The organism is Allobosea sp. P4_C6 (assembly GCF_056402015.1).
On the sequence record NZ_JBFUIF010000030.1, the window covers coordinates 13,986 to 37,363 of the forward strand.

The 23,378-nt window shown below is 66.1% G+C and carries 25 protein-coding genes; 18 read left to right on the forward strand and 7 right to left on the reverse strand.

Going from position 1 to position 23,378, the window contains the following annotated elements; all coding sequences use genetic code 11:
- Nucleotides 1-82 precede the first annotated feature (82 nt).
- The 4 genes from rpsM to rplQ all read left to right on the forward strand — a co-directional run bounded on the left by rpsM (nucleotide 83) and on the right by rplQ (nucleotide 2,595).
- A complete protein-coding gene (gene rpsM, locus AC1DVA_RS19585) occupies nucleotides 83-451 on the forward strand; it encodes a 30S ribosomal protein S13 (RefSeq protein WP_265053768.1) in 369 nt (122 codons plus the stop codon).
- Between the two features lie 115 nt (nucleotides 452-566).
- Nucleotides 567-956 carry a 30S ribosomal protein S11 gene (rpsK, locus tag AC1DVA_RS19590; protein WP_043237079.1) on the forward strand — a complete coding sequence of 130 codons (390 nt, stop codon included), beginning with the start codon at nucleotides 567-569 and terminating at the stop codon, nucleotides 954-956.
- 91 nt (nucleotides 957-1,047) lie between these two features.
- Nucleotides 1,048-2,064 (forward strand): DNA-directed RNA polymerase subunit alpha, encoded by a 1,017-nt coding sequence (locus AC1DVA_RS19595; RefSeq protein ID WP_265053767.1) that lies wholly within the window; start codon nucleotides 1,048-1,050, stop codon nucleotides 2,062-2,064.
- 114 nt (nucleotides 2,065-2,178) lie between these two features.
- Nucleotides 2,179-2,595, forward strand: a complete 417-nt coding sequence (rplQ, locus tag AC1DVA_RS19600) for a 50S ribosomal protein L17 (RefSeq protein ID WP_265053766.1) — start codon at nucleotides 2,179-2,181, stop codon at nucleotides 2,593-2,595.
- Nucleotides 2,596-2,682: 87 nt separating this feature from the next.
- On the opposite strand, the gene AC1DVA_RS19605 is transcribed toward rplQ, so the two are convergent.
- Nucleotides 2,683-3,102, reverse strand: a complete 420-nt coding sequence (locus AC1DVA_RS19605) for a BLUF domain-containing protein (RefSeq protein ID WP_265053765.1) — start codon at nucleotides 3,100-3,102, stop codon at nucleotides 2,683-2,685.
- A 152-nt stretch (nucleotides 3,103-3,254) separates the two neighbouring features.
- Between AC1DVA_RS19605 and AC1DVA_RS19610 the strand changes: the two genes are divergently transcribed.
- Both AC1DVA_RS19610 and AC1DVA_RS19615 read left to right on the forward strand, forming a co-directional pair.
- Nucleotides 3,255-4,691, forward strand: coding sequence for a DegQ family serine endoprotease (locus tag AC1DVA_RS19610; protein ID WP_265053764.1), 1,437 nt, complete (start codon nucleotides 3,255-3,257; stop codon nucleotides 4,689-4,691).
- Between the two features lie 183 nt (nucleotides 4,692-4,874).
- Nucleotides 4,875-6,185 carry a replication-associated recombination protein A gene (locus tag AC1DVA_RS19615; protein ID WP_476806960.1) on the forward strand — a complete coding sequence of 437 codons (1,311 nt, stop codon included), beginning with the start codon at nucleotides 4,875-4,877 and terminating at the stop codon, nucleotides 6,183-6,185.
- 102 nt (nucleotides 6,186-6,287) lie between these two features.
- Here AC1DVA_RS19615 and AC1DVA_RS19620 read toward each other — a convergent pair whose 3' ends face one another.
- Nucleotides 6,288-6,602, reverse strand: a complete 315-nt coding sequence (locus AC1DVA_RS19620; protein ID WP_265053762.1) for a hypothetical protein — start codon at nucleotides 6,600-6,602, stop codon at nucleotides 6,288-6,290.
- Between the two features lie 164 nt (nucleotides 6,603-6,766).
- On the opposite strand from AC1DVA_RS19620, the gene crcB reads away from it, so the two are divergent.
- From crcB to AC1DVA_RS19665, 9 genes are all read left to right on the forward strand, one after another.
- Nucleotides 6,767-7,150 carry a fluoride efflux transporter CrcB gene (crcB, locus tag AC1DVA_RS19625; protein WP_265053761.1) on the forward strand — a complete coding sequence of 128 codons (384 nt, stop codon included), beginning with the start codon at nucleotides 6,767-6,769 and terminating at the stop codon, nucleotides 7,148-7,150.
- Nucleotides 7,147-8,415 (forward strand): RluA family pseudouridine synthase, encoded by a 1,269-nt coding sequence (locus tag AC1DVA_RS19630; RefSeq protein WP_265053760.1) that lies wholly within the window; start codon nucleotides 7,147-7,149, stop codon nucleotides 8,413-8,415. The genes crcB and AC1DVA_RS19630 overlap by 4 nt, the downstream gene beginning before the upstream one ends.
- Nucleotides 8,416-8,508: 93 nt before the next feature.
- Nucleotides 8,509-9,009 carry a hypothetical protein gene (locus AC1DVA_RS19635; protein WP_476806961.1) on the forward strand — a complete coding sequence of 167 codons (501 nt, stop codon included), beginning with the start codon at nucleotides 8,509-8,511 and terminating at the stop codon, nucleotides 9,007-9,009.
- A gap of 91 nt (nucleotides 9,010-9,100) precedes the next feature.
- Complete coding sequence (locus AC1DVA_RS19640; protein ID WP_265053758.1) at nucleotides 9,101-9,778, forward strand: HAD-IA family hydrolase; 678 nt, start codon at nucleotides 9,101-9,103, stop codon at nucleotides 9,776-9,778.
- A gap of 528 nt (nucleotides 9,779-10,306) precedes the next feature.
- A complete protein-coding gene (locus AC1DVA_RS19645; protein ID WP_476806962.1) occupies nucleotides 10,307-10,756 on the forward strand; it encodes a hypothetical protein in 450 nt (149 codons plus the stop codon).
- A gap of 256 nt (nucleotides 10,757-11,012) precedes the next feature.
- A complete protein-coding gene (locus AC1DVA_RS19650; protein ID WP_265053756.1) occupies nucleotides 11,013-13,013 on the forward strand; it encodes an acetyl-CoA carboxylase biotin carboxylase subunit in 2,001 nt (666 codons plus the stop codon).
- Nucleotides 13,014-13,032: 19 nt separating this feature from the next.
- A complete protein-coding gene (locus AC1DVA_RS19655; protein ID WP_476806963.1) occupies nucleotides 13,033-13,653 on the forward strand; it encodes a glutathione S-transferase family protein in 621 nt (206 codons plus the stop codon).
- A 50-nt stretch (nucleotides 13,654-13,703) separates the two neighbouring features.
- Entirely contained in the window at nucleotides 13,704-14,207 is a 504-nt protein-coding gene (locus AC1DVA_RS19660; protein WP_476806964.1) for a lysozyme inhibitor LprI family protein, read from the forward strand.
- Between the two features lie 289 nt (nucleotides 14,208-14,496).
- Complete coding sequence (locus tag AC1DVA_RS19665) at nucleotides 14,497-15,285, forward strand: YdcF family protein (protein WP_476806965.1); 789 nt, start codon at nucleotides 14,497-14,499, stop codon at nucleotides 15,283-15,285.
- 2 nt (nucleotides 15,286-15,287) lie between these two features.
- Here the strand turns inward: AC1DVA_RS19665 and AC1DVA_RS19670 are convergent, their stop codons facing one another.
- Nucleotides 15,288-15,557 carry a DUF3253 domain-containing protein gene (locus AC1DVA_RS19670; RefSeq protein ID WP_265053752.1) on the reverse strand — a complete coding sequence of 90 codons (270 nt, stop codon included), beginning with the start codon at nucleotides 15,555-15,557 and terminating at the stop codon, nucleotides 15,288-15,290.
- On the reverse strand, nucleotides 15,554-16,246 hold the full coding sequence (locus AC1DVA_RS19675) for a DUF599 domain-containing protein (RefSeq protein ID WP_265053751.1): 693 nt from the start codon (nucleotides 16,244-16,246) through the stop codon (nucleotides 15,554-15,556). The genes AC1DVA_RS19670 and AC1DVA_RS19675 overlap by 4 nt, the downstream gene beginning before the upstream one ends.
- A gap of 131 nt (nucleotides 16,247-16,377) precedes the next feature.
- Here AC1DVA_RS19675 and AC1DVA_RS19680 point away from each other — a divergent pair, with 131 nt between their 5' ends.
- From AC1DVA_RS19680 to AC1DVA_RS19690, 3 genes are all read left to right on the forward strand, one after another.
- Nucleotides 16,378-16,791, forward strand: a complete 414-nt coding sequence (locus AC1DVA_RS19680) for a rhodanese-like domain-containing protein (RefSeq protein WP_476806966.1) — start codon at nucleotides 16,378-16,380, stop codon at nucleotides 16,789-16,791.
- A 9-nt stretch (nucleotides 16,792-16,800) separates the two neighbouring features.
- Nucleotides 16,801-16,974 (forward strand): hypothetical protein, encoded by a 174-nt coding sequence (locus AC1DVA_RS19685; RefSeq protein WP_265053749.1) that lies wholly within the window; start codon nucleotides 16,801-16,803, stop codon nucleotides 16,972-16,974.
- 320 nt (nucleotides 16,975-17,294) lie between these two features.
- Nucleotides 17,295-19,088, forward strand: coding sequence for an ABC transporter ATP-binding protein (locus tag AC1DVA_RS19690; protein ID WP_476806967.1), 1,794 nt, complete (start codon nucleotides 17,295-17,297; stop codon nucleotides 19,086-19,088).
- A 525-nt stretch (nucleotides 19,089-19,613) separates the two neighbouring features.
- Here AC1DVA_RS19690 and AC1DVA_RS19695 read toward each other — a convergent pair.
- The 3 genes from AC1DVA_RS19695 to AC1DVA_RS19705 all read right to left on the reverse strand — a co-directional run bounded on the left by AC1DVA_RS19695 (nucleotide 19,614) and on the right by AC1DVA_RS19705 (nucleotide 22,434).
- The gene (locus tag AC1DVA_RS19695) at nucleotides 19,614-19,793 is read right to left on the reverse strand and encodes a Myb-like DNA-binding domain-containing protein (protein ID WP_038362276.1); all 180 of its coding nucleotides are present in this window, start codon (nucleotides 19,791-19,793) and stop codon (nucleotides 19,614-19,616) included.
- A 227-nt stretch (nucleotides 19,794-20,020) separates the two neighbouring features.
- On the reverse strand, nucleotides 20,021-20,782 hold the full coding sequence (locus tag AC1DVA_RS19700) for a class I SAM-dependent methyltransferase (protein WP_476806968.1): 762 nt from the start codon (nucleotides 20,780-20,782) through the stop codon (nucleotides 20,021-20,023).
- Nucleotides 20,783-20,943: 161 nt separating this feature from the next.
- On the reverse strand, nucleotides 20,944-22,434 hold the full coding sequence (locus AC1DVA_RS19705; protein ID WP_476806969.1) for an ABC transporter substrate-binding protein: 1,491 nt from the start codon (nucleotides 22,432-22,434) through the stop codon (nucleotides 20,944-20,946).
- Nucleotides 22,435-23,378: the final 944 nt, after the last annotated feature.

The window sequence follows — 23,378 nt, forward strand, 5'->3', positions numbered from 1 at the left end:
TGAGCCGGCCTCCACCGGACGCAGGATTTTTTCCCACCGCCGGAGTGCCATCGGGCATGCCGGCCGACATGGAGATGAGACCATGGCTCGTATCGCGGGCGTTAACATTCCGACCGGCAAGCGCGTCGTCATCGGCCTTCAGTACATCCACGGCATTGGTTCGGCCAAGGCTCAGGAGATCTGCGAGAAGGTCGGCATCGCCGCCGAGCGCCGCGTCAACCAGCTGACCGACGCCGAAGTGCTTCAGATCCGTGAGGCGATCGACCGCGACTATCTCGTCGAGGGCGATCTGCGCCGTGAAGTCTCGATGAACATCAAGCGCCTGATGGACCTTGGCTGCTATCGCGGCCTGCGCCATCGCCGCTCGCTGCCGGTCCGCGGCCAGCGCACGCACACCAACGCCCGCACCCGCAAGGGTAAGGCGAAGCCGATCGCCGGCAAGAAGAAGTGAGTTTCGGCGGGCCGGCTAACCGGCCCGCTGTATTTACGCCGGCTGACCCGTATCGGGCGGCCGGCATCCCCAGCGCCTGGCATGACGGGCGCGCCTGAAGGATGGAAGAAGAGATATGGCTAAGGAAGCCCAGCGCGTCCGTCGTCGCGAACGCAAGAACATCGTCTCCGGCGTCGCGCATGTGAACGCCTCGTTCAACAACACCATGATCACCATCACCGACGCGCAGGGCAACACGATCTCGTGGTCCTCGGCCGGCACGATGGGCTTCAAGGGTTCGCGCAAGTCGACCCCTTATGCCGCGCAGGTCGCCGCCGAAGACGCCGCCCGCAAGGCTGCCGAGCACGGCATGCGCACCCTCGAGGTCGAGGTGACGGGTCCGGGTTCGGGCCGCGAATCGGCGCTGCGCGCACTGCAGGCCGCGGGTTTCACCGTGACCTCGATCCGCGACGTCACGCCGATCCCGCACAATGGTTGCCGTCCGCGCAAGCGCCGTCGCGTCTGACGTCTGACCATTGCACGAGGCGCCCGCAGGGGCGGGCGCCTGTCCGGGGCGGCGGTGGCCGCCAGATGAATTCAGCACCAGGAGTGCGGTCGTGATCAGCAAGAACTGGCAGGATCTTTCCAAGCCGAACAAGCTCGAAGTCAAGGTCGGAGACGACCCGAAACGTCAGGCCACCGTGATCGCGCGTCCGCTCGAGCGCGGCTTCGGCATGACGCTCGGCAATGCGCTCCGTCGCGTGCTGCTGTCCTCGCTCCAGGGCGCGGCCGTCACCGCCGTCCAGATCGACGGCGTGCTGCACGAGTTCTCCTCGATTCCGGGTGTCCGCGAGGACGTCACCGACATCGTCCTCAACATCAAGGCCGTCGCGGTCAAGATGCAGGGCGAGGGACCGAAGCGCATGACCCTGCGCAAGTCGGGCCCGGGCACCGTCACCGCCGGCGACATCAACACCATCGGCGACGTCTCGATCCTCAACCCCGACCTCGTGCTCTGCACGCTGGACGATGGGGCCGAGATCCGGATGGAGTTTACGGTCAACACCGGCAAGGGCTACGTCCCGGCCGAGCAGAACCGTCCCGAGGACGCGCCGATCGGCCTGATCCCGGTCGACAGCCTGTACTCGCCGGTCAAGAAGGTTTCCTACCGCGTCGAGAACACCCGCGAGGGCCAGAACCTCGACAAGGATTCGTTGACCCTCCAGATCGAGACCAACGGCTCGGTCACCCCCGAGGACGCGCTGGCGCTCGCCGCCCGCATCCTGCAGGACCAGCTCGCCGTCTTCATCACCTTCGAGGAGCCGCGCAAGGAAGAGGCCGTCTCGACCGCGCCGCAGCTGCCTTTCAACCCGGCGCTGCTCAAGAAGGTCGACGAACTCGAGCTCTCTGTGCGTTCGGCGAACTGCCTGAAGAACGACAACATCGTCTATATCGGCGACCTCATCCAGAAGTCCGAGGGCGAGATGCTGCGCACCCCGAACTTCGGCCGCAAGTCGCTGAACGAGATCAAGGAAGTGCTGGCGACCATGGGCCTGCATCTGGGCATGGACGTCCAGGGCTGGCCGCCGGAGAACATCGAAGAGCTCGCCAAGCGCTTCGAGGAGCACTACTGAGCCTCAACCGGCGCGGGAGGCATCCCGCGCCATCCCGCCCGGCTCATGCGAGCCGGAGCATAAGGAACGGCCGTTCCGTGGCACGGCGGCCGTAAGCAACGAAGGAGCCAAACAATGCGTCACGGATTCCGCGGCCGCCGTTTCAACCGCACGGCCGAGCATCGCCAGGCGATGTTCGCGAACATGGCCCAGGCCCTGATCAAGCACGAGCAGATCACCACCACGCTGCCGAAGGCGAAGGACCTGCGTCCGGTCGTCGAGAAGCTCATCACGCTCGGCAAGCGCGGCGACCTGCACGCCCGCCGCCAGGCGATCTCGCAGATCAAGGATGTCGCCCTCGTCGCCAAGCTCTTCGCCGTGCTCGGGCCGCGCTACAAGGAGCGCAACGGCGGCTATCTCCGCATCATGAAGGCGGGCTTCCGCTTCGGCGACAACGCTCCGATGGCGATCATCGAGTTCGTCGACCGCGACGTCGACGCCAAGGGCAAGGACTCCGGTCCGGTGTTCACGGCGGAAGACGAAGCGGCCTGATCGGCCTCTGTTCGGTTCGATTTCGGAAAGGGCGGTCTTCGGGCCGCCCTTTCTTTTTGGCTGTGTGGCGCGTCGGCGTGAAATCTCTCAGGCAGGCCGGCGGGCGAGTTCTCCGGCGAGGTCGAGGAGCGCATCGACGGGCTGCGTCGGAAGGTCGTTGTCGGGTGTCACGCCGTAGAGCCCGAAGATGAAATGCGTGGTCTCGTCATGCTCGGCGACGCCCATCGCCCAGCCCGAGAAGAGCCGCTCCACAATCGGCCTTTCTTCCAATATGCGCAGATCGGTATGGCGCGGATCCGCCATGATGCGGCCGTAGGTTTCCCGCACATGGGAAATCTCGCCCTCCAGCACCTGCGCAAACGCATTTCGCGTGACGAGCAGGAACCCGGTGACCCGGTTTTCCTGGTTGGAGCGACGGGCGCTCGCCAGCATTCTGTCGAGTTCCGCGCGTCGGCCGGAGTCGTCGAGGAGGCTGTGGCTGGCGTAGACAAGCCGGGTCAGGCTCATGAGATATGTCCCTGGCGGCTTGCGAAGCCCGCGGAGTTGCACGACATGTCGGTTCGGAACCGCGGCGCGTCGAGATGGGTATATGAAGGACGCTGCACGTCGGTTCATTTCCAACGTGTGCCGGCGGCTTTTTGTTTCACGATGAGGACAGCATGACCGAACGCTTCGCAGGAAACCGCAGGAAGCTGGCAGCCGCCGCGTTCGCATGCGCGCTGGGGGCGGCAGTCGCCCCCTGGCCGGCGCTCGGTCAGGCCCGGCAGGTCCCCGAGACGCGCGAGCAGGTGACGCTGTCCTTCGCGCCGCTGGTGAAGCGCACGGCTTCCTCGGTGGTGAACGTCTACGGGGCGCGCGTCGAGAAGCGGCCGCAGAACCCGTTCATGGACGATCCCTTCTTCCGGCGCTTCTTCGGAGATGGCGGCTTCGGCGTGCCGCGCGAGCGGGTGCAGCGCTCGCTGGGCTCCGGCGTGGTGGTCGACGCGGGCGCGGGCCTCGTGGTGACCAACAACCACGTCATCGAGAACATGAGCGAGGTGAAGGTCGCCTTCGCCGACAAGCGCGAGGTCGAGGCCACGATCCTGCTGCGCGACCCGCGCACCGATCTCGCCGTGCTGAAGCTCGCCGACACCAAGAACCTGTCCGCGATCGAGCTCGCCGATACCGACGAACTCCAGGTCGGCGACATCGTGCTCGCCATGGGCAATCCCTTCGGCGTCGGCCAGACGGTGACGCAGGGCATCGTATCGGCGCTCGCCCGCACGCAGATCGGCGTGGGCGATGCGCAGTCCTTCATCCAGACCGATGCGGCGATCAATCCCGGCAATTCGGGCGGCGCGCTGGTCGACATGAAGGGGCGTGTCGTCGGCATCAACACCGCGATCTATTCGCGCTCGGGCGGCAGCGTAGGCATCGGCTTCGCGATTCCCTCGGCGATGGTGCGTCTTGTCGTCGACAGCGCCAAGGCCGGCGTCAAGACCGTGCGGCGGCCGTGGCTCGGCGCGCGTCTGCAGAGCCTGACCGCCGATGTCGCGGACGGACTCGGGCTCGACCGGCCGGCCGGATCGGTCGTCGCCAGCGTCGTCGAGAAGGGGCCGGCCGATCAGGCAGGCCTGCGCCGGTCCGACGTGGTCCTTTCGGTCGACGGCGCCGCGGTCGATGATCCGGAAGCTTTCGGCTATCGCTTCGCCACAAGGCCGATCGGCGGCACGACCGCGCTCACCGTGCTGCGCGGCGGCAAGAAGATCGACATTGCGATCAAGCTCGTCGCCGCGCCCGAGACGCGGCCGCGCGACGCGGTGAAACTGACCAGCCGTTCCCCGCTCGCGGGCCTGACGGTGGCGAATCTCTCGCCGGCGCTGGCCGAGGAGCTTTCGATCGACACCGGCAATGAAGGTGTCGTCGTCAGCGAGATCGAGGACGGCAGCACCGGCGCCAATATAGGCTTCCAGAAGGGCGACCTGATCATGGCGCTCAACGGCGAGCGGATGGCCAATTCGCGCGAGGTCGAGACCGCCCTGAAGGATCGCAAGCGAGCCTGGGAGGTGACCATCTCCCGCAACGGCCAGACCATCACCTCGGTCTTCCCGGGGTGAGATTCGCGGTTGATCCATGCCGTCATTCCGGGGCCTCGCGGAGCGAGGAGCCCGGAATCCATGAACACCGGACGATTGTGGAAATGGCGGGACGGTGGGGACTTCGATGAACAAGAGCCGTGTTCATGGGTTCCGGGCTCGCTGCTCCGCAGCGCCCCGGAATGACGGTTGTGGTTCCCAGCCATGAGCGATCTCTTCTCCGCCTCGGGGCTCGACAAGTCGGGTCCCCGCCCGCTTGCCGACCGCCTACGGCCAACGACGCTCGCCGAGGTCGCCGGGCAGGAGCATCTGACCGGGCCGGACGGCGCGCTGACGCGGCTCGTCGCCTCCGGCTCTGTCGGCAGCCTGATCTTCTGGGGCCCGCCCGGCACCGGCAAGACCACGGTGGCGCGACTTCTCGCCGGCCTCGTCGATCTCGGCTTCGAGCAGATCAGCGCGATCTTCTCCGGCGTCGCCGATCTCAAGCGGGTGTTCGAAGCGGCGCGTGGGCGCCGGCTGGGCGGCAAGGGCACGCTGCTCTTCGTCGACGAGATCCATCGCTTCAACCGGGCTCAGCTCGACGCCTTCCTGCCCGTCATGGAGGACGGCACGATCACGCTGATCGGCGCGACGACTGAGAACCCGTCCTTCGCGCTCAATGCGGCGCTGCTGTCGCGGGCGCGCGTCCTGACCTTCAAATCGCTGGACGAGGGCTCGCTGCTCTTTCTGCTCGGCCGCGCGGAGGTGCTGGAGAACAGGGAGCTGCCGCTGACGCCGGAAGCGCGGCTGGCGCTCGCGCGCTTCGCCGATGGCGACGGGCGCGCGGTGCTGACGCTGGCAGAGGAGATCTGGCGTGCGGCCAAGCCCGGCGAGATCCTCGACGAAGCCGGCTTGTCGGAGGTTATACAGCGCCGGGCGCCGATCTACGACAAGGCGCAGGACGGCCACTACAATCTGATCTCGGCCCTGCACAAGACGATCCGCGGCTCCGATCCCGATGCCGCGCTCTATTATTTCGCGCGCATGCTCGATGCCGGCGAAGACCCGCGTTTCCTGGCGCGGCGGCTGGTCCGGATGGCGGTGGAGGATATCGGGCTCGCCGATCCCCAGGCCCTGCTGCATGCGCGGGCGGCCGCACAGACCTATGAGCAGCTCGGCACGCCGGAGGGCGAGCTCGCTTTGGCCAATTGCGTGATCTATCTGGCGACGGCGCCGAAATCGAACGCTGCTTATTCCGCCTACAAGGCGGCAGTGCGGATCGCGAAGGACCGCGGTTCGCTCATGCCGCCCAAGACCATCCTCAACGCGCCGACGAAGCTGATGCGCGAGGAGGGCTATGGGGCCGAGTACGCTTATGACCACGACCAGCCGGACGCCTTTTCCGGGCAGAACTACTGGCCGGACGCGCTGGGCCGGCAGCGCTTCTACGATCCGCCGGAGCGCGGCTACGAGCGCGAGATCCGCAAGCGGCTGGAATATTGGGAGCGGCTGCGCCAGGAGCGTGGCGAGGGGTAACGCTCGTCATGGCCGGGCCTGTTCCGACCATTCCTCATTCCGGGATTCCCGTTTCTCCGCCGAGCTTCGACCGGGAACGGCGGCGTTGACGCCGCCTGGACCTCACTTCCGGCAGTTGAACGGCAGGAAGGTACCGGACATGCCGCTGTTCATCGCCATCAGCACGAGCCTGTTGGCGAGGTCGAGTTCTTCCTTGCTGCGGGCGCAGACCTCGGCGCGGGCCTGGCAGTTCGAGGCGAGGAAGGCCTCGTGGCTGGCCAGGAAGTCGGGGCTCAGGCCCTGCTTGCCTTGCCGATTCAAGGACTGCTCGTAAGCCTTTTTGTAGCGGTTGCATTTCTCGGTCGGCCAGTCCGAGGCGCTACCCTGTTGGGCTATCGCGACTGCGCTGCCGGAGACGCAGAAGGCCAGAAGAGCCATCCCTCGCAGAAGCCGCCGGGACGCGCCGGTGATCGCAAAACTCCGTACATCCATATCCGCCGCCTCTGCCGCCCCGCCGTATCGATGCAAGGCCGGCGGAGAAGTGCAGCCAATTGCGGCGGATTTCGTTTGTGCGTGGCGGCAGCCCGCTCTATTCCACAAGGATGATTTCCACTTCACTCGTTTTTCTGGGCGCCGGCATCGGCGGCGTGCTGCGCCACGGCGTCAACGTCTTTACACCGCGCTGGCTCGGCATGGGCTTTCCCTATGGCACCATGGCCATCAACATCCTCGGCTCCGGCCTGATGGGGCTGGTCGCCGGCTGGTTCGCCTTCAGGGCCGGGGAGGGCGCGCCGCAGGATCTGCGCCTGTTCCTCGCCACCGGCATCCTGGGCGGCTTCACAACCTTCTCGGCGTTCTCGCTCGATGCCGTGCTGCTCTGGGAGCGCGGCGACGCGATGCTGGCGGCCATCTATGTGATCGGTTCGGTCGTGGTGTCGCTAGCGGCGCTGGCCGGCGGGTTGGCTGTCGTGCGGGGGCTGTCATGAGGGCTGGCGGCAAAGGCACGGGCGGCAAAGGCCCGGGCGGCAAAGGCCCGGGCAGCAAGGGCACCGGAGGCTCCGCGCGCGGGGGCAAGCCGCCATCCGCGGGCGCGCCCCGCGGCAAGCGGCCGAGCCATGATGCGCGGCGGCGGGCGGCGGCACGACCGGCGGCGGGCGAGGAGCGTGCGCAGCGGGCACCAAGCGTGCGGCGCACGGAGGAGCCCCCCAAGCCGACACGGGCGCAGGTCAAGGCCGAAACGGCGCAGGTGCTCTCCACCGGCGTGCAGCAGCTGGTGGTGACGGCGGACGAGAACGAGATGCGGATCGACCGCTTCCTCGAGTCGCGCTTCCCGCAGCTTTCGTTCAGCCATATCCAGCGTATCGTCCGGAAGGGCGAGCTGCGCGTCGACGGCAAGCGCGCCGACAGCAAGGACCGGCTCAGCGAGGGGCAGACCATCCGCATCCCGCCGCTGAAGCTGGAGCAGCAGTCGGAGCGCCCGCGCTCGGCCAAGGGCGACGCCGATACGATCGGCTTCCTGCGCTCGATCACGCTCTATGAAGACGACGACGTTATGGTCCTCAACAAGCCGGCCGGGCTCGCTGTGCAGGGCGGCTCGGGCACGACGCGCCATGTCGATCAGATGCTCGAAGCGCTGACGGCTAAGGACGGGCAGAAGCCGCGCCTCGTCCACCGGCTCGACAAGGACACGGCCGGCTGCCTCGTCATCGCCAAGTCGCGCTTCGCGGCGGCGACGCTCGCCAAGACCTTCCGCTCGCGCTCGGCCCGCAAGGTCTACTGGGCGCTGGTCGTCGGCGTGCCGCGCGTGAAGCAGGGCCGAATCTCGACCTATCTCGCGCGCGAGGAGGCCTATGACGGCGACCAGCGCATGGCCGTCGCCCAGCATGGCGAGGACGGCGCTATGCATGCCGTGACCTACTACGCCGTGGTCGAGACTGCGGCGCAGAAACTCGCCTGGCTGTCGCTGAAGCCGGTGACGGGGCGCACGCACCAGCTGCGCGCGCACACCACCCATATCGGCCACCCGATCGTCGGCGACCCCAAATACTTCAACATCCAGAACTGGGAACTGCCCGGCGGCATCCAGAACAAGCTGCACCTGCTGGCGCGGCGGATCGTGCTGCCGCATCCGCGCGGCAAGGGCACGATCGACGTCAGCGCGCCGCTGCCGCCGCATATGCGCCAGAGCTGGAACCTGCTCGGCTTCGAGGACGAGCATTACGACCCGATCGTGAACGCCCCGGACGAATGATCCGCGGACCGAGCTGACGAAACGTAAGAGAACAGTTGCGGAACAAAGCGCTTTCTGTTCTAACTATGTTCTCGTCATTTCAGGGGGCTGACCATGCGTTCGGTGTTGATCGTTTCCGCTTTCCTTCTCGGTTTTGCCGCGACCGCACAGGCGCAGACCGCCGCGCCGGCGAAACCCACCTCGGCCACGGCCGTTGCGGCGACTTCGGACGAGCCAATACCGCGGACCGAGCGCGCGAAGGCGCGGCAGGATTGCGTGTCCGAGAATGTCGCGCTGTCGGGCGACGATCTGCGCGCCGCCATGCGCCTGTGCATGCAGGCGAAGTTTCCGGGCGTGCGGCTTTATGCGCAGGACGGCGTCACGCGCGACGGCAAGCCGACGGCGGTGGCGGCGCGGACCGCCTGCAAGGATGAAGTCGATGCGCGCAAGCTGGAGGGACCGGAGCGGGTTGCGGCCCTGACGGCCTGCTTCAACGCCAAGCGCCCCGATCTCGCTCAGCGCTCCGAATGTCGCAAGGATGCGCGCGCCAAGGGGCTGGACGGCGCCGATCTGCGCAAGGCCGTGGACGCTTGCGCCCGCGAGGCCAAAGGCTGACGGCCGGGCGACGGACTGCCTCGCGGCGATGGGACGATGCCATGACGGGGCTGCAATGGCTTGGGCGGGCTATCTGCGCTAAAGCGCCGTCATGGATCTCATCATCTTCGATCTCGACGGCACGCTGATCAATTCCGAGGCGATCATCCTCGGCGCGCAGTACGAAACCTTCAAACGTTGCGGCCGGCCGCATCCGGGGCGCGAGGCCGGACTCGGTATCGTCGGGCTGACGCTGGACATCGCGATGGCGCGGCTGGCCGGGCTCGAAGAGCCCGACGATCTGCTGACCGACACCTACCGGCAGGTCTTCGGCGCGATGCGCCTGCAGGCCCAGACCGATGCCTCGCTCGACGAGCCGCTGTTTCCCGGCGTCGCCGAGACCTTGGCGCAATTAAAGCGGCACAGCGGGCTGAAGCTCGGCATCGCCACGGGAAAGTCCCGCAAGGGCGCGGAGTTCATCGTCGAGCGACATGGCTGGCAGGATCTGTTCGACACCGTGCAGTCGGCTGACGATGCGCCGTCCAAGCCGCATCCCGGTATGATCCAGCGCGCCATGGCCGAGACGGGGGCTGCGCCGGAGCGCACGGCGATGGTCGGCGACAGCTCCTTCGACATTGAGATGGCAGTTGCGGCCGGCGTGGTGCCCGTCGCCGTGTCCTGGGGCTTCCAGCCGGTCGACAGCCTCGTCGCACTCGGCGCCCGCCATGCGCTGCGGGAGTTCGGCGAATTGCCGGGCGTGCTGGGATTGGCCGAGCCTGTGCCGGCCTAGGGCACGCTGATTTTGCACGGAACCATGGCGTCATCCCGGGCTTGACCCGGGAGCCATGGCGGAGCGCATCCGCTCAAGGTTCGGGCATGGTTTCGGATCCGCGCTTCGCTCGGTCGGGGATGGCTCGCATTTCCGCGAAAACAAGCAGACTCTGCAGCAGGGAACCGAATGCCGTATGCGGCTGATGCCGTAGGGCTTTGATCTGGCGCGGGCTTTCCGAAAGCCACATTCCGCTTCTCGGGCCGATGCTCAAGGGCGCCGTAGCGGCATCGTATGCGACTTTCACGATAGCTTTTCGACCTGGCGAAACGCGCGTCGATGCGAGGCGAGTTTCGCGCGATGCGCACCCGCTTTCGATGGTGGCACCGAGGCGTGAGTAAGATCCTCGCAACCAAGACGACTCAGCTCTGTTTAACCTGAATATCCGTTCAGATTTGCGCGTTAACCACCTGCTGCCGAGGCGGGGTGCATGGTGTTCCCACAGCAGGAACGTACCGGCACAAAACAACGCCGGACAGGGGTTCGAACATGATGGATCATGAGCTTCGTGAATTCGTCGATCGCGTGATGGATCGTCGCGCGATCGACGAAGAAGACGTCAAGATGCTTCAACGTGACATCTTGATCGACATCGTCACGACACGCGACATCATCGATGTGCTCATCGCACTCGATCGTGCCGTGCCGCAAAGCTGCAAGGCTTACGGCGATTACCTGGTGGCGCTGGTGGTCGATTTCGCCGTCTGGGAGAACCGCCCGACCGGCGTGATCGACCGCGACAAGGCGCATTGGCTGGTGACGACGCTCTCGGCCGGCGAAGGGCCGACCGCGACGGCGCAACGCATCGCCTTCGAGATCGCCCGTGAAGCCGAGCATTGCGACGAAGCGCTGCTCGCCTTCGCCTTCGCCAAGGGGGCGGCGAAGGATGTGGCGCGGGCCGCCAGCGGCGGCGCGCAGCGGGTCCTGCTCGCGAGCTGAGCCGGGCGTCATTCTCGGGCTTGCCCCGAGAATCTCCGGCCGGAAGAGGGAGGCCCTTCCTGCGCGAGATGCCCGGGTCAGGCCCGGGCATGACGGTGCCGGGTAGGCACTCCCTCTGATAGGGCCCGGCGCCCTGGCCTGTGCATCCTTGCACAACGGCTTGGCCTGTAGCCGACTTTCGCATTGGTGGACGGCAGTTGCGGCATCCCATAGACCCCGGCTATTGCAGTTCGTCTGAAGCCGGGAGATGCCGCGGATGTTCTCGAAGATTCTGATCGCGAACCGTGGCGAGATCGCCTGCCGGGTCATCAAGACGGCGCGACGCATGGGCATCAAGACCGTGGCGGTCTATTCGGATGCCGATCGCGATGCGCTGCATGTCGAGATGGCCGATGAAGCCGTCCATATCGGCGAGGCGCCTGCCGCCCAATCCTATCTCCAGATCGACAAGATCGTCGCGGCCTGCAAGCAGACCGGCGCCGAGGCGGTGCATCCGGGTTATGGCTTCCTCTCCGAGCGCGAGGCCTTCGCTAGGGCGCTCAAGGATAACGGCATCGTCTTCATCGGCCCCAATCCCGGCGCCATCGCCGCGATGGGCGACAAGATCGAATCGAAGAAGGCGGCGGCCGCGGCCAATGTCTCCACCGTTCCGGGCTTCCTCGGCATCATCGAGAACCCCGAGCATGCGGTCACGATCGCAGACGAGATCGGCTATCCCGTGATGATCAAGGCCTCGGCCGGCGGTGGCGGCAAGGGCATGCGCATCGCCCATTCCTCGGCCGAGGTGGCTGAGGGCTTCGCCCGCGCCAAGTCCGAAGCCGCATCCTCCTTCGGCGACGACCGCGTCTTCGTCGAGAAGTTCATCGTCGACCCCCGCCATATCGAGATCCAGGTGCTGGGCGACAAGCACGGCAACGTCATCTATCTCGGCGAGCGCGAGTGCTCGATCCAGCGCCGCAACCAGAAGGTCGTCGAGGAGGCGCCGTCGCCGCTGCTCGACGAGGCGACGCGCCGCAAGATGGGAGAGCAGGCGGTCGCGCTGGCCAAGGCCGTGAACTACGACTCCGCCGGCACGGTGGAGTTCGTCGCCGGGCAGGACAAGTCCTTTTATTTTCTCGAGATGAACACGCGGCTGCAGGTCGAGCATCCGGTGACGGAGATGGTCACCGGCATCGATCTCGTCGAGCAGATGATCCGCGTCGCCTATGGCGAGAAGCTCGCGATCTCGCAGGCGGATGTGAAGCTCGATGGCTGGGCGGTCGAATCCCGCGTCTATGCGGAGGATCCGACGCGCAATTTCCTGCCCTCGACAGGACGGCTGGTCACCTATCGGCCGCCGGCGGAGGGGCCGGATGGCGAGGCGACGGTGCGCAACGACACCGGCGTCTTCGAGGGCGGCGAGATCTCGATCTACTACGACCCGATGATCGCCAAGCTGGTGACGCATGCGCCGACGCGCGAGGCGGCGATCAAGGCGCAGGGCCGCGCGCTCGACGCCTTCGCCATCGAGGGCATCCGCCACAACATCCCCTTCGTCTCGGCCCTGATGCAGCACCCGCGCTGGATCGCGGGCAATCTCTCGACCGGCTTCATCGCCGAGGAGTTCCCGGAGGGGTTCTCCCTGCCGGCGCCGAGGGCCGAGACGGCTCTGCGCATGGCGGCGATCGCGATCGCCTGCGACCACCGTATGAACCAGCGCAAGCGCAACGTTTCCGAGCAGATGGAGGGCTGGCGCCGGGTTTCCTTCGACCGGCTGCGCATCGTCCAGCTCGGGGCTGAAAGCTTCGAGGGCGAGGTGACGGAGCAGGGCGGGGCGGTCGTCATCGCCTTCCCGGGCCGCAGCGTCAGCGTCGTCAGCGGCTGGGTGCCCGGCGAGCCGGTCTGGCACGGCACGCTCGACGGGGTAAAGGTCGCGGCGCAGGTGCGCTCGATCCTCAACGGCGTCGCGCTCGGCCATGCCGGCGCCTATGCCAACGCCAATGTCTACACGCAGCGCGAGGCCGAGCTGGCGGCGTTGATGCCGGAGAAGGTCGCGGCCGATACCGGCAAGTTCCTGCTCTGCCCGATGCCGGGGCTGGTCAAGTCGATCGCGGTCACGCTCGGGCAGGAGGTCAAGGTGGGCGAGCCGCTGGCCATGGTCGAGGCGATGAAGATGGAGAACGTCCTGCGCGCCGAGAAGGACGTCACCATCGCCAAGATCCTGGCGAAGGAAGGCGATTCGCTCGCCGTCGACGCCGTCATCATGGAATTCGCGTGAGCGAAGGCAGGATCTGGTCATGCTGAAGATCTGGGGGCGGTTGAGCTCCGTCAATGTCCAGAAGGTCGTATGGGCGGCTGGCGAGGTCGGGCAGGCGTTCGAGCGCATCGATGTCGGCGGGCCGTTCGGCGGGCTCGATACGGCGGAATTCCGCGCGATGAATCCCAATGGGCAGATTCCGGTGATCGAGGACGGCGCTTTCAAGCTGTGGGAGTCGAACACCATCGTGCGCTATCTGGCGGTCCGCCACGGCGCCGCGACGATAGCGGAGGAAGATCCAGCGCGGCGAGCCGAGGCCGAGCGCTGGATGGATTGGATGCTGTCCGAGCTTCAGCCGGCCCTGGCGCCCGTGCTTTGGGGCGTGGTGCGCAAGGTGCCGGGCCATACCGATCCAGAGGTGATCGCGAAGGGCGTGAAGCGGGCCGAGGAGCTGATGGCAATCCTCGAGGCGCAACTGGCCGACCGGCCGTTCCTGTCCGGCGAGCGTTTCGGCGTTGCCGACATCACGGTCGGCTGCGGTGCGCATCGCTGGCTCAACATGCCGGTCGAGCGAATCGAGCGGCCGGCGGTACAGCGTTGGTACCAAACGCTGTTTGCCCGTCCGGCAGCGCAGGCGGCATTGCCGTTGCCGATCACGTGAGGTCTCGCCGCGGCGCTTGATCCGGGCGGCGGCGCTGTCATGATGAGCGCATGAACGCTTTTCGCGCGGTCCTGCTCGTATGCTCTCTCGTTGCCGCCACTTCCGTGGCGGCCCAGGACGCGCCGACCCTGCGCACCGACCTGTCGTCGCTCGCGGGTTGCCTGCGCGACAATGGCGCATCGCCTTCGGCCTGCATCGGCACGGTGGCCGTTTCCTGTGTCCGTGCGGCCAGCAGCGATCCGCGCGGCGCGGAGGCGGGCTGCGCCCGGCGCGAGGAGGCCGCCTGGCGTGAGCGTCTCACGCTTGCCCTGCAGGCGACTGGACGCTCGCTCGATGCCAGCCAGCGTAGCCGGCTGGCTGCCGTGCAACTGGCCTGGGAAAGCTATGTCGCGCAGAAATGCGCCTTCTACGGTGCTACGCAGAGCGCAACCCTGCAGGCTGGACGCCAGGCCGGCTGCGAGCTTCGCGAGGCCGCCGAGCGCGCCATCGAGCTCGCCAAAGCGCTCCCTCAGACGGCGCGCCGGCCGCAATCGCCACCGCAAATCATCCGTTAGGGCGTGCCGATTCTGCACGGAACCACGCCGTCATCCCGGGCGTGACCCGGGATCCATGCCAGAGCGGGGTCCGAGGGAACGTCCGGCATGGGTCCCGGATCTGCGCTTTGCTCCGTCCGGGATGACACGCCTTTTCCACGAAACCGCAGCGATCGAGGGATGCGCCTGGCGCTTTCGTGAGCGCGGGGCCGATGGCCTGGCTTGGAAAATGCTGGAGCGCCGCTTCAGCCTGCGGCTATACGGGCGAGGGCGGTGATGTCCCGTCAATCCCCGGTCCTGCGAGCCCCTGATGTTCTTCGTCCTGTCCAAGCTCGTCTGGTTCGTGTTCTCGCCGGTCAACTTCGTCATCCTCCTCGCGGGGCTGTCCGCGCTGCTTGCCTTCACGCGCTTTGCCCGTGCCGCGCGCTGGCTCGGCCTGCTGTCGGTGCTTGCGCTCGGGTTGATGGCGTTCAGCCCGCTGCCACGCGCGATCATCCGGCCGCTGGAGGATCGCTTCCCGCAGCAGGATGCGGCGAAGGGGCCGGTCACGGGTATTGTCGTGCTGGGCGGAGCGGTCGGCGTCGCGCGAGGCGATGTCGTGCTGAACTCAGCGGCATCGCGCATGACCAAGGCGGTGGAGCTCGCGCGGCTGCATCCCGAAGCGAAGCTGGTCTTCACGGGCGGAGCCGCCAATCTGATCTCGGAGGCGACGGAGACCGAGGCCGACGGCGCCAAGCTGCTGTTCGAAGGGCTCGGGCTCGATCCCAAGCGGCTGGTTCTCGAAGACAAGTCACGCAACACGCGCGAGAACGCGACCTTCACCCGCCGCCTCGTCGATCCGAAGCCGGGCGAGCGCTGGCTTCTGGTGACTTCGGCCTGGCATATGCCGCGCTCGATCGGCGTGTTCCGGAAGGCGGGGTTTCCGGTCGAGGCCTTTCCCGTCGACTACTGGTCCAAAGGCGAGCCCGACGATTTCATTCGGCCCTATAGCCGGGCGCACAGGGCGCTCGAGATCGCCGATAACGGCTTCAAGGAATGGGTCGGGCTGCTCGCCTATCGTTTGGCGGGCTATAGTGACGAGCTCTTCCCGGGGCCGTGACGTCAGGCGGCGTCAGCAGGCAGGGACAGCCTGTAGACGCCGCGAAAATCGTCGGGATCGACCGGCCGGCCCTTGCGGGTGATCTGCAGCCGGCCTTCCTTCATCAGCTTCACCGCCGCGCGACGAACCGGCTGCATCAGCGGGCCCCAGTCGTCGGGATGATCGCTGCCGAGCGTGCGGGCGACATCCATCGGCGCCACAGTGCGGCCCGGACCCTGTTGCTCCAGCAGTGCGAGGATCGTGCTCTCGATCGCTTCGGGGTCGATGCTCATGACTGGCCCGGATAGTTGAAGACGCGTGCGGCGTCTGAGGCGAACTGGCGCCGATACATCGCGACCAGCACCGCGCCGGTGAAGGCCAGGAAGGTGACCGGCCCGAGGAACCAGCCGAGATAGGCGAGCGCGAAGAAGAAGGCGCGCTGGCCACGATTGAAGTGGCGGCCGGCGGCGATGTTCATCTCGATCGTCTCATGCACGGCATGGGCCGCCGCGATCTCGTTGCGCCCCGATGCAGGCGGCAGGGCGCCGAGCAGGATGACGCAATAATTGAACAGGCGGTAACTCCAGGCGAATTTGAAGAAGGCATAGCCGAAGACACCGGCGAGGCCGATCACCTTCATTTCCCAGACCGCGCGCTGCGTCACCGGGACGAAGGGCAGGTCGGAGAAGATGGCGACGACGCGGTCGGTCGATTGCAGCAGGGCGAGCGTGCCGCCGATGGCGATCAGCGAGGTCGAAGCAAAGAAGGCGGTGCCGTTCTGCAGGCCGTTCATCACCTGGGTGTCGACGATGCGGTTCTCCCGCTTCATCGATTCGTTGATCCAGCTGGCGCGGCGCAGGTTCATCCGCATGTTGAGCGTCTTGGCCGCATGAGGGCCGAGTTCGACGGCATAGTGATAGCCGATCCAGGAGGCGGCGAAGAACGCCAGGGCGATCACGTCCAGATTACTGAAACCGAGCATGCCGTCGCTGTGCCACTTCACCCGCCGGAGAAGCAAGCAGCTTGTGCCGAGGCCGCGCCAGCGGCAAGCGCCATGGCATTGACGCTGCGGCGGCGAGCCGCCACGGTGCGCGCGGATTCGGGAGGGCGACCGTGCCGCAAACCATCACGAAGGGCTACAAGGCCCTGGTCGCGGAAGCCGAGAGCCGGATCGAGACGCTGTCGGTCGAGGAAGCGCGGGCGCTCCATGGCCGCGACGACGTCGTCTTCGTCGACCTGCGCGATCCGCGCGAGCTGGAGCGGGAAGGGCGCATGCCCGGCGCCTTCCATTGCCCGCGCGGGATGCTCGAATTCTGGATCGACCCGGAAAGCCCCTACGCCAAGCCGGTTTTCGCCGAGGACAAGCGCTTCGTGTTCTTCTGCGGTGGCGGCTGGCGCTCGGCGCTCGCGGCGCAGACGGCGCAGGAGATGGGGCTGAAACCCGTCGCCCATGTCGCCGGCGGCTTCGGCGCCTGGAAGAAGGCCGGCGCGCCGGTCGAGCCCGCTGCCACAGACAAGAAGGGCTGAGGCCGAGCCTTGTCTCATATCGTCATCGTTCTCCTTGTCGCGGCCTTCATCTTCCGCAAGCCTCTGGGCAAGCTGCTGTCCAGGCAATTCCCCAACCGCGCCAAGCGCCAACAGGTTCTGGCCACGATCATCGCCGCTTTCGCGCTGGTGATCGCGGCCCGGCTCGTCGCGCTGTTCTGGTGATCCTGCCGGCTTCGTCCTGAAACCAGCGAAGGCGCCCCGTGCAGCGGTCGCATGGCGGGCAGGGTTGCGCTCTGCCTAACAATCAGGCATCTTCCGCAATCTGGCTCCAACTCAAGAAAGGGAGGGCTGAATGGTAATCGTCACCACCGCTGTCACTCCCATGCGACCACACCGGCACTAGGTCGGTCTCGCACGAGGCCCGCCTGCCGGCGGTCTCCTGAGCCTTTTCCAAACGATTATTGTCCATTGCTGGAGTCGGCGCTGTGTCGTCGCCTCCGCCTGATCCGGAGTCGGCTGCCGTTTCGGCGCCGAATGATGCTATGTCTCTCGATACTCAAACCGGGCGGCGCGAGCCGTTTCGAGCCGTCCTCGGCTTTACTTTCAGACACTGGGCGCGCCAGCCCAGGCAGGTCGCCTGGGTTGCCGGCGTCACTGCCGTCGCGACCCTGGCCGAGCTGTTCACGCCGGTCTATGCCGGCCGCCTCGTCGATGCGGTCGCGACCGGGGTCGGCGGTGCCGATGCGGCGCTGTGGGCGCTCAGTGGAATGATGGCGCTCGCCGTCGTCACCGTGCTGGGGCGGCACTTCGCCTTCATCGGGCTGACGACCATGACGCTGCGCACGATGAGCGATGTGGCGCAGGAGGCGTTCGCGCGCCTGCAACGCTTCTCGACCGACTGGCACGCCAACAACTTCGCCGGCTCGACGGTGCGCAAGATTACGCGCGGCATGTGGGCGCTCGACCTGCTGACCGACACGATCCTGATCGCGCTGCTGCCCTCGCTCGTCATCCTGCTGGGCATGACGGCGCTGCTCGCCTGGCACTGGCCGGTGATGGGGCTCGTGGTGGCGGTGGGAGCACTGGCCTATATCGGGCTGACGCTTGTGCTTTCGCTGCGCTTCGTCGCGCCGGCGGCGCGGCTGGGCAATGCCTGGGATACCCGCCTCGGCGGCTCGCTGGCGGACGCCATCACCTGCAACCCCGTGGTGAAGGCCTATGGCGCGGAGGCGCGCGAGGATCTGCGCCTCGCGACCGTGATGGCGAAGTGGAGCCTCAGGACGCGGCGCGCCTGGCTGCGTGGCACCTGGTCGGGCACCGGCCAGCTGATGGTGCTGCTGCTGCTGCGCGCCGCGGTGATCGGCCTCGTCATCTGGCTCTGGCTGAAAGGACGGGCGAGCGCGGGCGATGTCGCCTTCGTGCTGACGGCCTATGCGGTGGTGCATGGCTATCTGCGCGATGTCGGCCAGCACGTCCACAACCTGCAGCGCTCGGTCAACGACATGGAGGAGCTCGTCTGGATGCACGATCTTCCCTATGGCGTGCCGGACCGGAAGGGCGCCGTGGAGATGGGCGTGACGGCGGGCGAGATCGCCTTCGAGGACGTGACCTTCCATTACGGCGGCCATGTCGACCCGCTCTACCGCGACTTCTCGCTGACCATCCGTGGCGGCGAGAAGGTCGGCCTCGTCGGCCGCTCCGGCTCCGGCAAGACGACCTTCGTCAAGCTGGTGCAGCGGCTCTACGACGTCACCTCGGGCCGGATCGCGATCGACGGGCAGGATATCGCCGATGTCACGCAGGAGAGCCTGCGCCGGCAGATCGCGATCGTGCAGCAGGAGCCGGTGCTGTTCCACCGCTCGCTGGCCGAGAACATCGCCTATGGCCGGCCGGGTGCCAGCCAGGCGCAGATCGAGCAGGCGGCGAAGCTCGCCAACGCGCATGAGTTCATCATGCGCCTGCCCAAGGGCTACGGCACGCTCGTCGGCGAGCGCGGCATCAAGCTCTCTGGCGGCGAGCGCCAGCGCGTCGCGCTGGCCCGCGCCTTCCTGGCCGATGCGCCGATCCTGATCCTGGACGAGGCGACCTCCAGCCTCGATTCGGAATCGGAGGCGCTGATCCAGCAGGCGATCGAGCGCCTGATGGAGGGGCGCACCACGGTCGTGATCGCGCATCGTCTCTCCACGGTGCGGGCCATGGACCGCATCCTGGTCTTCGATCGCGGCAGCGTGGTCGAGGAAGGCCCGCACGACGCCCTGCTGACCCGCGAGGGCGGCGCCTATCGCGCGCTGTTCGAGAAGCAGGTCAGCGAAATGGCAAAGGGGTTGGCGGCGTAGTCACCTTCTTCCCTCTGGGGGAGAAGGTGTCCGCGGAGCAGACGGATGAGGGAAGGGCCGCTTAGGCGGCCCTTTTCTTGTTTGGAACGAGGTTCTGCCCTCATCCGTCACGGCTCCGCCGTGCCACCTTCTCCCCCGATGGGAGAAGGAAAGGCTCACTTCGGTGCCAGCGACCGAGGTCGCACGCCCTTCACGGGCCGGGCGGAAGCGGCTCGCTCGCATCCTGATTCAATGGCTTCAGATCCAGCGTCGGCTTGGTCAATCCGGCAGCAATCACCGGGCTCGACCGGTCAGGGTTCAAGGTGTTGCGCTTCGAGCCGGCCTTGCATTTTCGCAAACACCTTGTCTTTCCGCCAGGGCGCCCGCGACCGCAGCTTGTCCGCGACTTCTTAGGCGTGCTGGCCGAGGTGAGGAACGGATTTGTACTCCAACTCGACAACGCATGAGAACCGCCAAGAAAGGACGTTGCGCCATCGTCCCGCAGCGGACGTCGCTTTGCGTCGCAAGCCGCAGTCTGAGCACGGCCTAACGGAGCTTGGCGATCCCGATACCATCGAGTTTCGCGCGATCTTTGATGGATTCTTCGCTGCGGGTCATCGCTTTCGAAATCGCCTTCAGTGCCATGCCCTTCTTGGCGAGCAACTTTAGCTTCTCGAGTTCCTCATGTGTCCAGGGTTGGCGATGCCGTTCAAATCGCTCGGTCACAATCTACTCCTGCTCTGCCGGGACATGTCCGGCAATCGCGCCATCTATAGCAGTCCCCGCGCCGAATTTGGCCACACGTATGGATGCGTGCCGAGTCCATCCGCTGCTCGCGCCATAAGCGGAAGTTGACGCTTTGCCCGACAGCGGACACTCTTCAACCTAGGCGAAGGGACGCCCTGGATCGAGCGGCGTGCCGTAGAGCGGGCGTTCAGGCTCCGTTGCGGGCGTCACCGGATCTCTGCGAGCCGGGTGTCCTGCGATAGCACCAGGCACCAGTGCGGCTCGAAATCGGCGCCCATCGGCCAGATCCAGCTTTCGAAGATCGTCAGCATCGGCGCCTGGTAGCGCTCGAACCATTGGCGCTGGCACAGCACGAACTTGGTCGCGGCCACGACGCTTTCGCGATCGATGAGGCATAGCGGCACGATGTCGGGATGGGCGTCGAGAAAATGCTGCACGGCGACCATGAGTGTCGGGTAGCCAGGGTGCAGCATGTCGTCGAGCACGATCAGTCCGCCCTCGACCAGGCAGGCGGTGGCGAGCGCGAGATCCTTCGCCAGGGCAGCGCGCGAGTGTTCGCCATCGATATGGATGAGCCGCAGGCGCTCGCCCCGCGCGTGCGCGATGAGATCCGCCGGCGTCATCGTGCCGCTGTCGGCTTTCACGCTGACGCGGCGCTCGGGTCCGATACCATGGCGGGCCGCGTTCGCCTCAAATCGCTCTTGCACGCCGGCATCCGGCCACTCGAAAAGATCGACCGCCAGTGCGACCTCGCCTGGTTCCAGCGCATGAGCGAGCGCGATCAGGAAGCGGCCCTCGAAGGCGCCGATCTCTGCGATCGGTCCGCTCACGCCCTGTTCGGTCTGAAGCCGCAGCAGCCGGGCACATATCGCAGCGGCGAAGCGCGAGGACATGCCGGGAACTCGGTCGTATCCGTCCTCGAGATAAGCCGAGACGGCGGGATGGGCCGGACTAGGATCGGCGGTCATCGAAATCCTCATCCGCATACCATTCGGCGCCACAACCAGACATTGAGCCTATACGCGGAAGCGGACTTCGTGGCTCTATAGCGACGGCGGGCCGTTTCACACCTTGCTCGGCCGATGACTCAGCCGGCTGCTGGCTACGCCGGGTTTGCATCGCGACGCGTTCAGTCAGTCCAGCGGATCCGGTTCAGGAACAAGCTCTCGTTCGGTGTCGGCGTGAACTGCACAGGCTTGGCTGCGCCATATCCGGCGACCGTTTGGTAGAGCGGGACGACTGGAAGCGAGGCAGCGATGATCTCGTGAACTTTGCGATAGTCGGCCAGCCGCGCGGCCGGGTCGAGGGCCGAGCGAGCGCGATCGAGAAGACCGTCGACCTCCTTATTCTCGACGATCGTCCAACCGCTGCCGGCGTGGAAGAGCTCGTACAGCGCACCGTCCGCATCCTGACAGGCGCATGACGAACGGCTGATGGCCAGCACGGGCGCTTCGACGGGGCCGCGCTGGGTGCGCTGCAGGAAGCTGGGCGTATCGATCAGCTCGATCGACACGTCGAGCCCGGCATCGCGCAGTTGCTGTTGGATCGCCTGAACGACGCGCTGGTCGAAGAATGGCGCGGTCGTGAGCGGAATCGGAATTTTTCCGGCCGCACCCGCCTCGGCAACCAGGGCCTTCGCGCGGGCAGGATCGTAGGCCAGCCCCCCGATGCCATCTGCCCAGCCGAAATGTGCGGGCGTGAGCATCTGTGCGATCGGCTTCTCCTGTCCGCCCAGAATGCCGTCGATGATCCCCTGCTTGTCGACGGCTCGCGCAATCGCCTCACGGATCTTGGGATCGTCGAAAGGCGGGCGATTAGGATTCAGACGTAGATAGGCGAGGCGCTCCGTCAGAGTGGTCAAAGGCTTGGCGCGCTGTGAGCCCTTGAGCTGGGCGAGCTGGTCACTGTCGAGTCCGACCACAAGATCGGAGGCACCGGCCTGCAGGTTGGCGAGACGCGTGGCACTATCCGGAACCGCACGGAAAAGCGCGACCGGAAACGGCCCTTTCGTTCCCCAATAAGCATCATTGCGGCTCAGGGTCACGGCGACCCCGCGCTGCCAAGCTTCGAACTTATACGGCCCGCTCCCGACTGGCTTCAGGTTGAAGGCATCCTTGCCCATCGCCTCGACGACCTTCTTGGGCACGATGGAGAGCTTGACGAGCTGAGCAAGCAGCGCGGGATAGGGCCCGTCTGTGACGAGCTTGATTTCTGTCGGGGAAAGCGGCGCCGCCTGCACGATCTTGTTGAATTGACCACGCTGAGGGCTGGCGAAGCTCTTGTCGGTGACTCGCTCGATGCTGAAGGCCACATCCTCGGCCGTGAGCCTCGAGCCGTCATGGAACGTCACGTCCGGCCGGAGCGTGAAGATGACCTCGGTGTCGGACACGTTGCGCCACGCCGTGGCGATCTGCGGAGCAATCTCGCCTTTGTCGTCGCGCGTGACGAGATTGTCGAATATGTTGCGGTAAACGTAATAGCTGTCGGGATTCCATTGGAGCTGGGGGTCGAGCGTTGAGGGCTCGGCCGCGAGATCGACGACGAAACGGTCTGCGCCGGCAATGGCGGGCGTCGCCAGGGCGAGAGTGGCGGCGACGAACCAGGCGAACGACTTGTGCATCACGTTTCTCTCATTCCGCGGCCGGGAAAGGCGCCATTAGTCTTGGCGCCAGCCGCTCAGCAGAGCCAGCGTCGCGCTCGCAGATCCCTGCCGCCAAAGCATCCAGTTAAACATGGCCGCATGTTAGGCCATACCTGACATCTCTCAATTCTCTTTTGAAATCTCAGAAGAGAGAATTCGTCTTCCAGGCCAAGCCCTGTGATCGGTCGTTCGATGAGCGGTCCACCTTGAATATTCAACGGTGCCAGGCGCTCCCCGATGCTGCCGACCAGCACGTTGCTGGTGTTATAGACAATCGGGACAATCGCAGGCGGAATAGCGCTCGGCACAGCGATCAAGGTGAAACCCCTAACCCGCTCGCGGCGTATCCGACTGGAGCGAGAATGGGCCACTTCCGGCGGCGTGAGTGACTTGGTAATGAGGCGTGGTCTGCCTTTCGGAAGACGACGCAGCCGGCGATCAACGACCCCCGTGTTCGGGGAAGTGAGACTTGAGGCCGCGTCGCGCCACTTCCGGACATTCGGTGGATGCCCCGTAAGCGGACTCGGCTTTTTATCATGCCAACCGGATGGCCCGATCTCCCGCCGCTTCCCAAACCTGATCAGGATCTTCGCTGCCAGCGGCGCCTTATCTTGCGGAAGGAAGCGGCTGTAGTGGTTCTGCATCATTTCCTGCGGAAGGGGGATCGCCCTCAGAGTACAAGAGGCTGCGGGCGGACCCTTCTGCCGAAGCTGAACTGACACATTCAGTTGCGAACGGCCTCACTCGCTAGCGTCGTCCACCGATCAGCACCGATCCGGTCGGATGCAGGGGGATACGATCCTGAAGGGTCGGCATAACGGACGTCGACGCGCCCTTCGCTCCCTCGATCGGAATTATGTCAGGATGTTTTTGCGGCAACCGACCTCGAAGCCCTCGTGAACAGGACCGATTGGCGCTATTCT

Bases quoted from the DNA above. Each gene is read 5' to 3' on its own strand.
- rpsM (WP_265053768.1), top strand. From the start codon at position 83: ATGGCTCGTATCGCGGGCGTTAACATTCCGACCGGCAAGCGCGTCGTC.
- rpsK (WP_043237079.1), top strand. From the start codon at position 567: ATGGCTAAGGAAGCCCAGCGCGTCCGTCGTCGCGAACGCAAGAACATC.
- rplQ (WP_265053766.1), top strand. From the start codon at position 2,179: ATGCGTCACGGATTCCGCGGCCGCCGTTTCAACCGCACGGCCGAGCAT.
- AC1DVA_RS19605 (WP_265053765.1), bottom strand. From the start codon at position 3,102: ATGAGCCTGACCCGGCTTGTCTACGCCAGCCACAGCCTCCTCGACGAC.
- AC1DVA_RS19610 (WP_265053764.1), top strand. From the start codon at position 3,255: ATGACCGAACGCTTCGCAGGAAACCGCAGGAAGCTGGCAGCCGCCGCG.
- AC1DVA_RS19615 (WP_476806960.1), top strand. From the start codon at position 4,875: ATGAGCGATCTCTTCTCCGCCTCGGGGCTCGACAAGTCGGGTCCCCGC.
- AC1DVA_RS19620 (WP_265053762.1), bottom strand. From the start codon at position 6,602: ATGGCTCTTCTGGCCTTCTGCGTCTCCGGCAGCGCAGTCGCGATAGCC.
- crcB (WP_265053761.1), top strand. From the start codon at position 6,767: ATGATTTCCACTTCACTCGTTTTTCTGGGCGCCGGCATCGGCGGCGTG.
- AC1DVA_RS19630 (WP_265053760.1), top strand. From the start codon at position 7,147: ATGAGGGCTGGCGGCAAAGGCACGGGCGGCAAAGGCCCGGGCGGCAAA.
- AC1DVA_RS19635 (WP_476806961.1), top strand. From the start codon at position 8,509: ATGCGTTCGGTGTTGATCGTTTCCGCTTTCCTTCTCGGTTTTGCCGCG.
- AC1DVA_RS19640 (WP_265053758.1), top strand. From the start codon at position 9,101: ATGGATCTCATCATCTTCGATCTCGACGGCACGCTGATCAATTCCGAG.
- AC1DVA_RS19645 (WP_476806962.1), top strand. From the start codon at position 10,307: ATGATGGATCATGAGCTTCGTGAATTCGTCGATCGCGTGATGGATCGT.
- AC1DVA_RS19650 (WP_265053756.1), top strand. From the start codon at position 11,013: ATGTTCTCGAAGATTCTGATCGCGAACCGTGGCGAGATCGCCTGCCGG.
- AC1DVA_RS19655 (WP_476806963.1), top strand. From the start codon at position 13,033: ATGCTGAAGATCTGGGGGCGGTTGAGCTCCGTCAATGTCCAGAAGGTC.
- AC1DVA_RS19660 (WP_476806964.1), top strand. From the start codon at position 13,704: ATGAACGCTTTTCGCGCGGTCCTGCTCGTATGCTCTCTCGTTGCCGCC.
- AC1DVA_RS19665 (WP_476806965.1), top strand. From the start codon at position 14,497: ATGTTCTTCGTCCTGTCCAAGCTCGTCTGGTTCGTGTTCTCGCCGGTC.
- AC1DVA_RS19670 (WP_265053752.1), bottom strand. From the start codon at position 15,557: ATGAGCATCGACCCCGAAGCGATCGAGAGCACGATCCTCGCACTGCTG.
- AC1DVA_RS19675 (WP_265053751.1), bottom strand. From the start codon at position 16,246: ATGCTCGGTTTCAGTAATCTGGACGTGATCGCCCTGGCGTTCTTCGCC.
- AC1DVA_RS19690 (WP_476806967.1), top strand. From the start codon at position 17,295: ATGTCTCTCGATACTCAAACCGGGCGGCGCGAGCCGTTTCGAGCCGTC.
- AC1DVA_RS19700 (WP_476806968.1), bottom strand. From the start codon at position 20,782: ATGACCGCCGATCCTAGTCCGGCCCATCCCGCCGTCTCGGCTTATCTC.
- AC1DVA_RS19705 (WP_476806969.1), bottom strand. From the start codon at position 22,434: ATGCACAAGTCGTTCGCCTGGTTCGTCGCCGCCACTCTCGCCCTGGCG.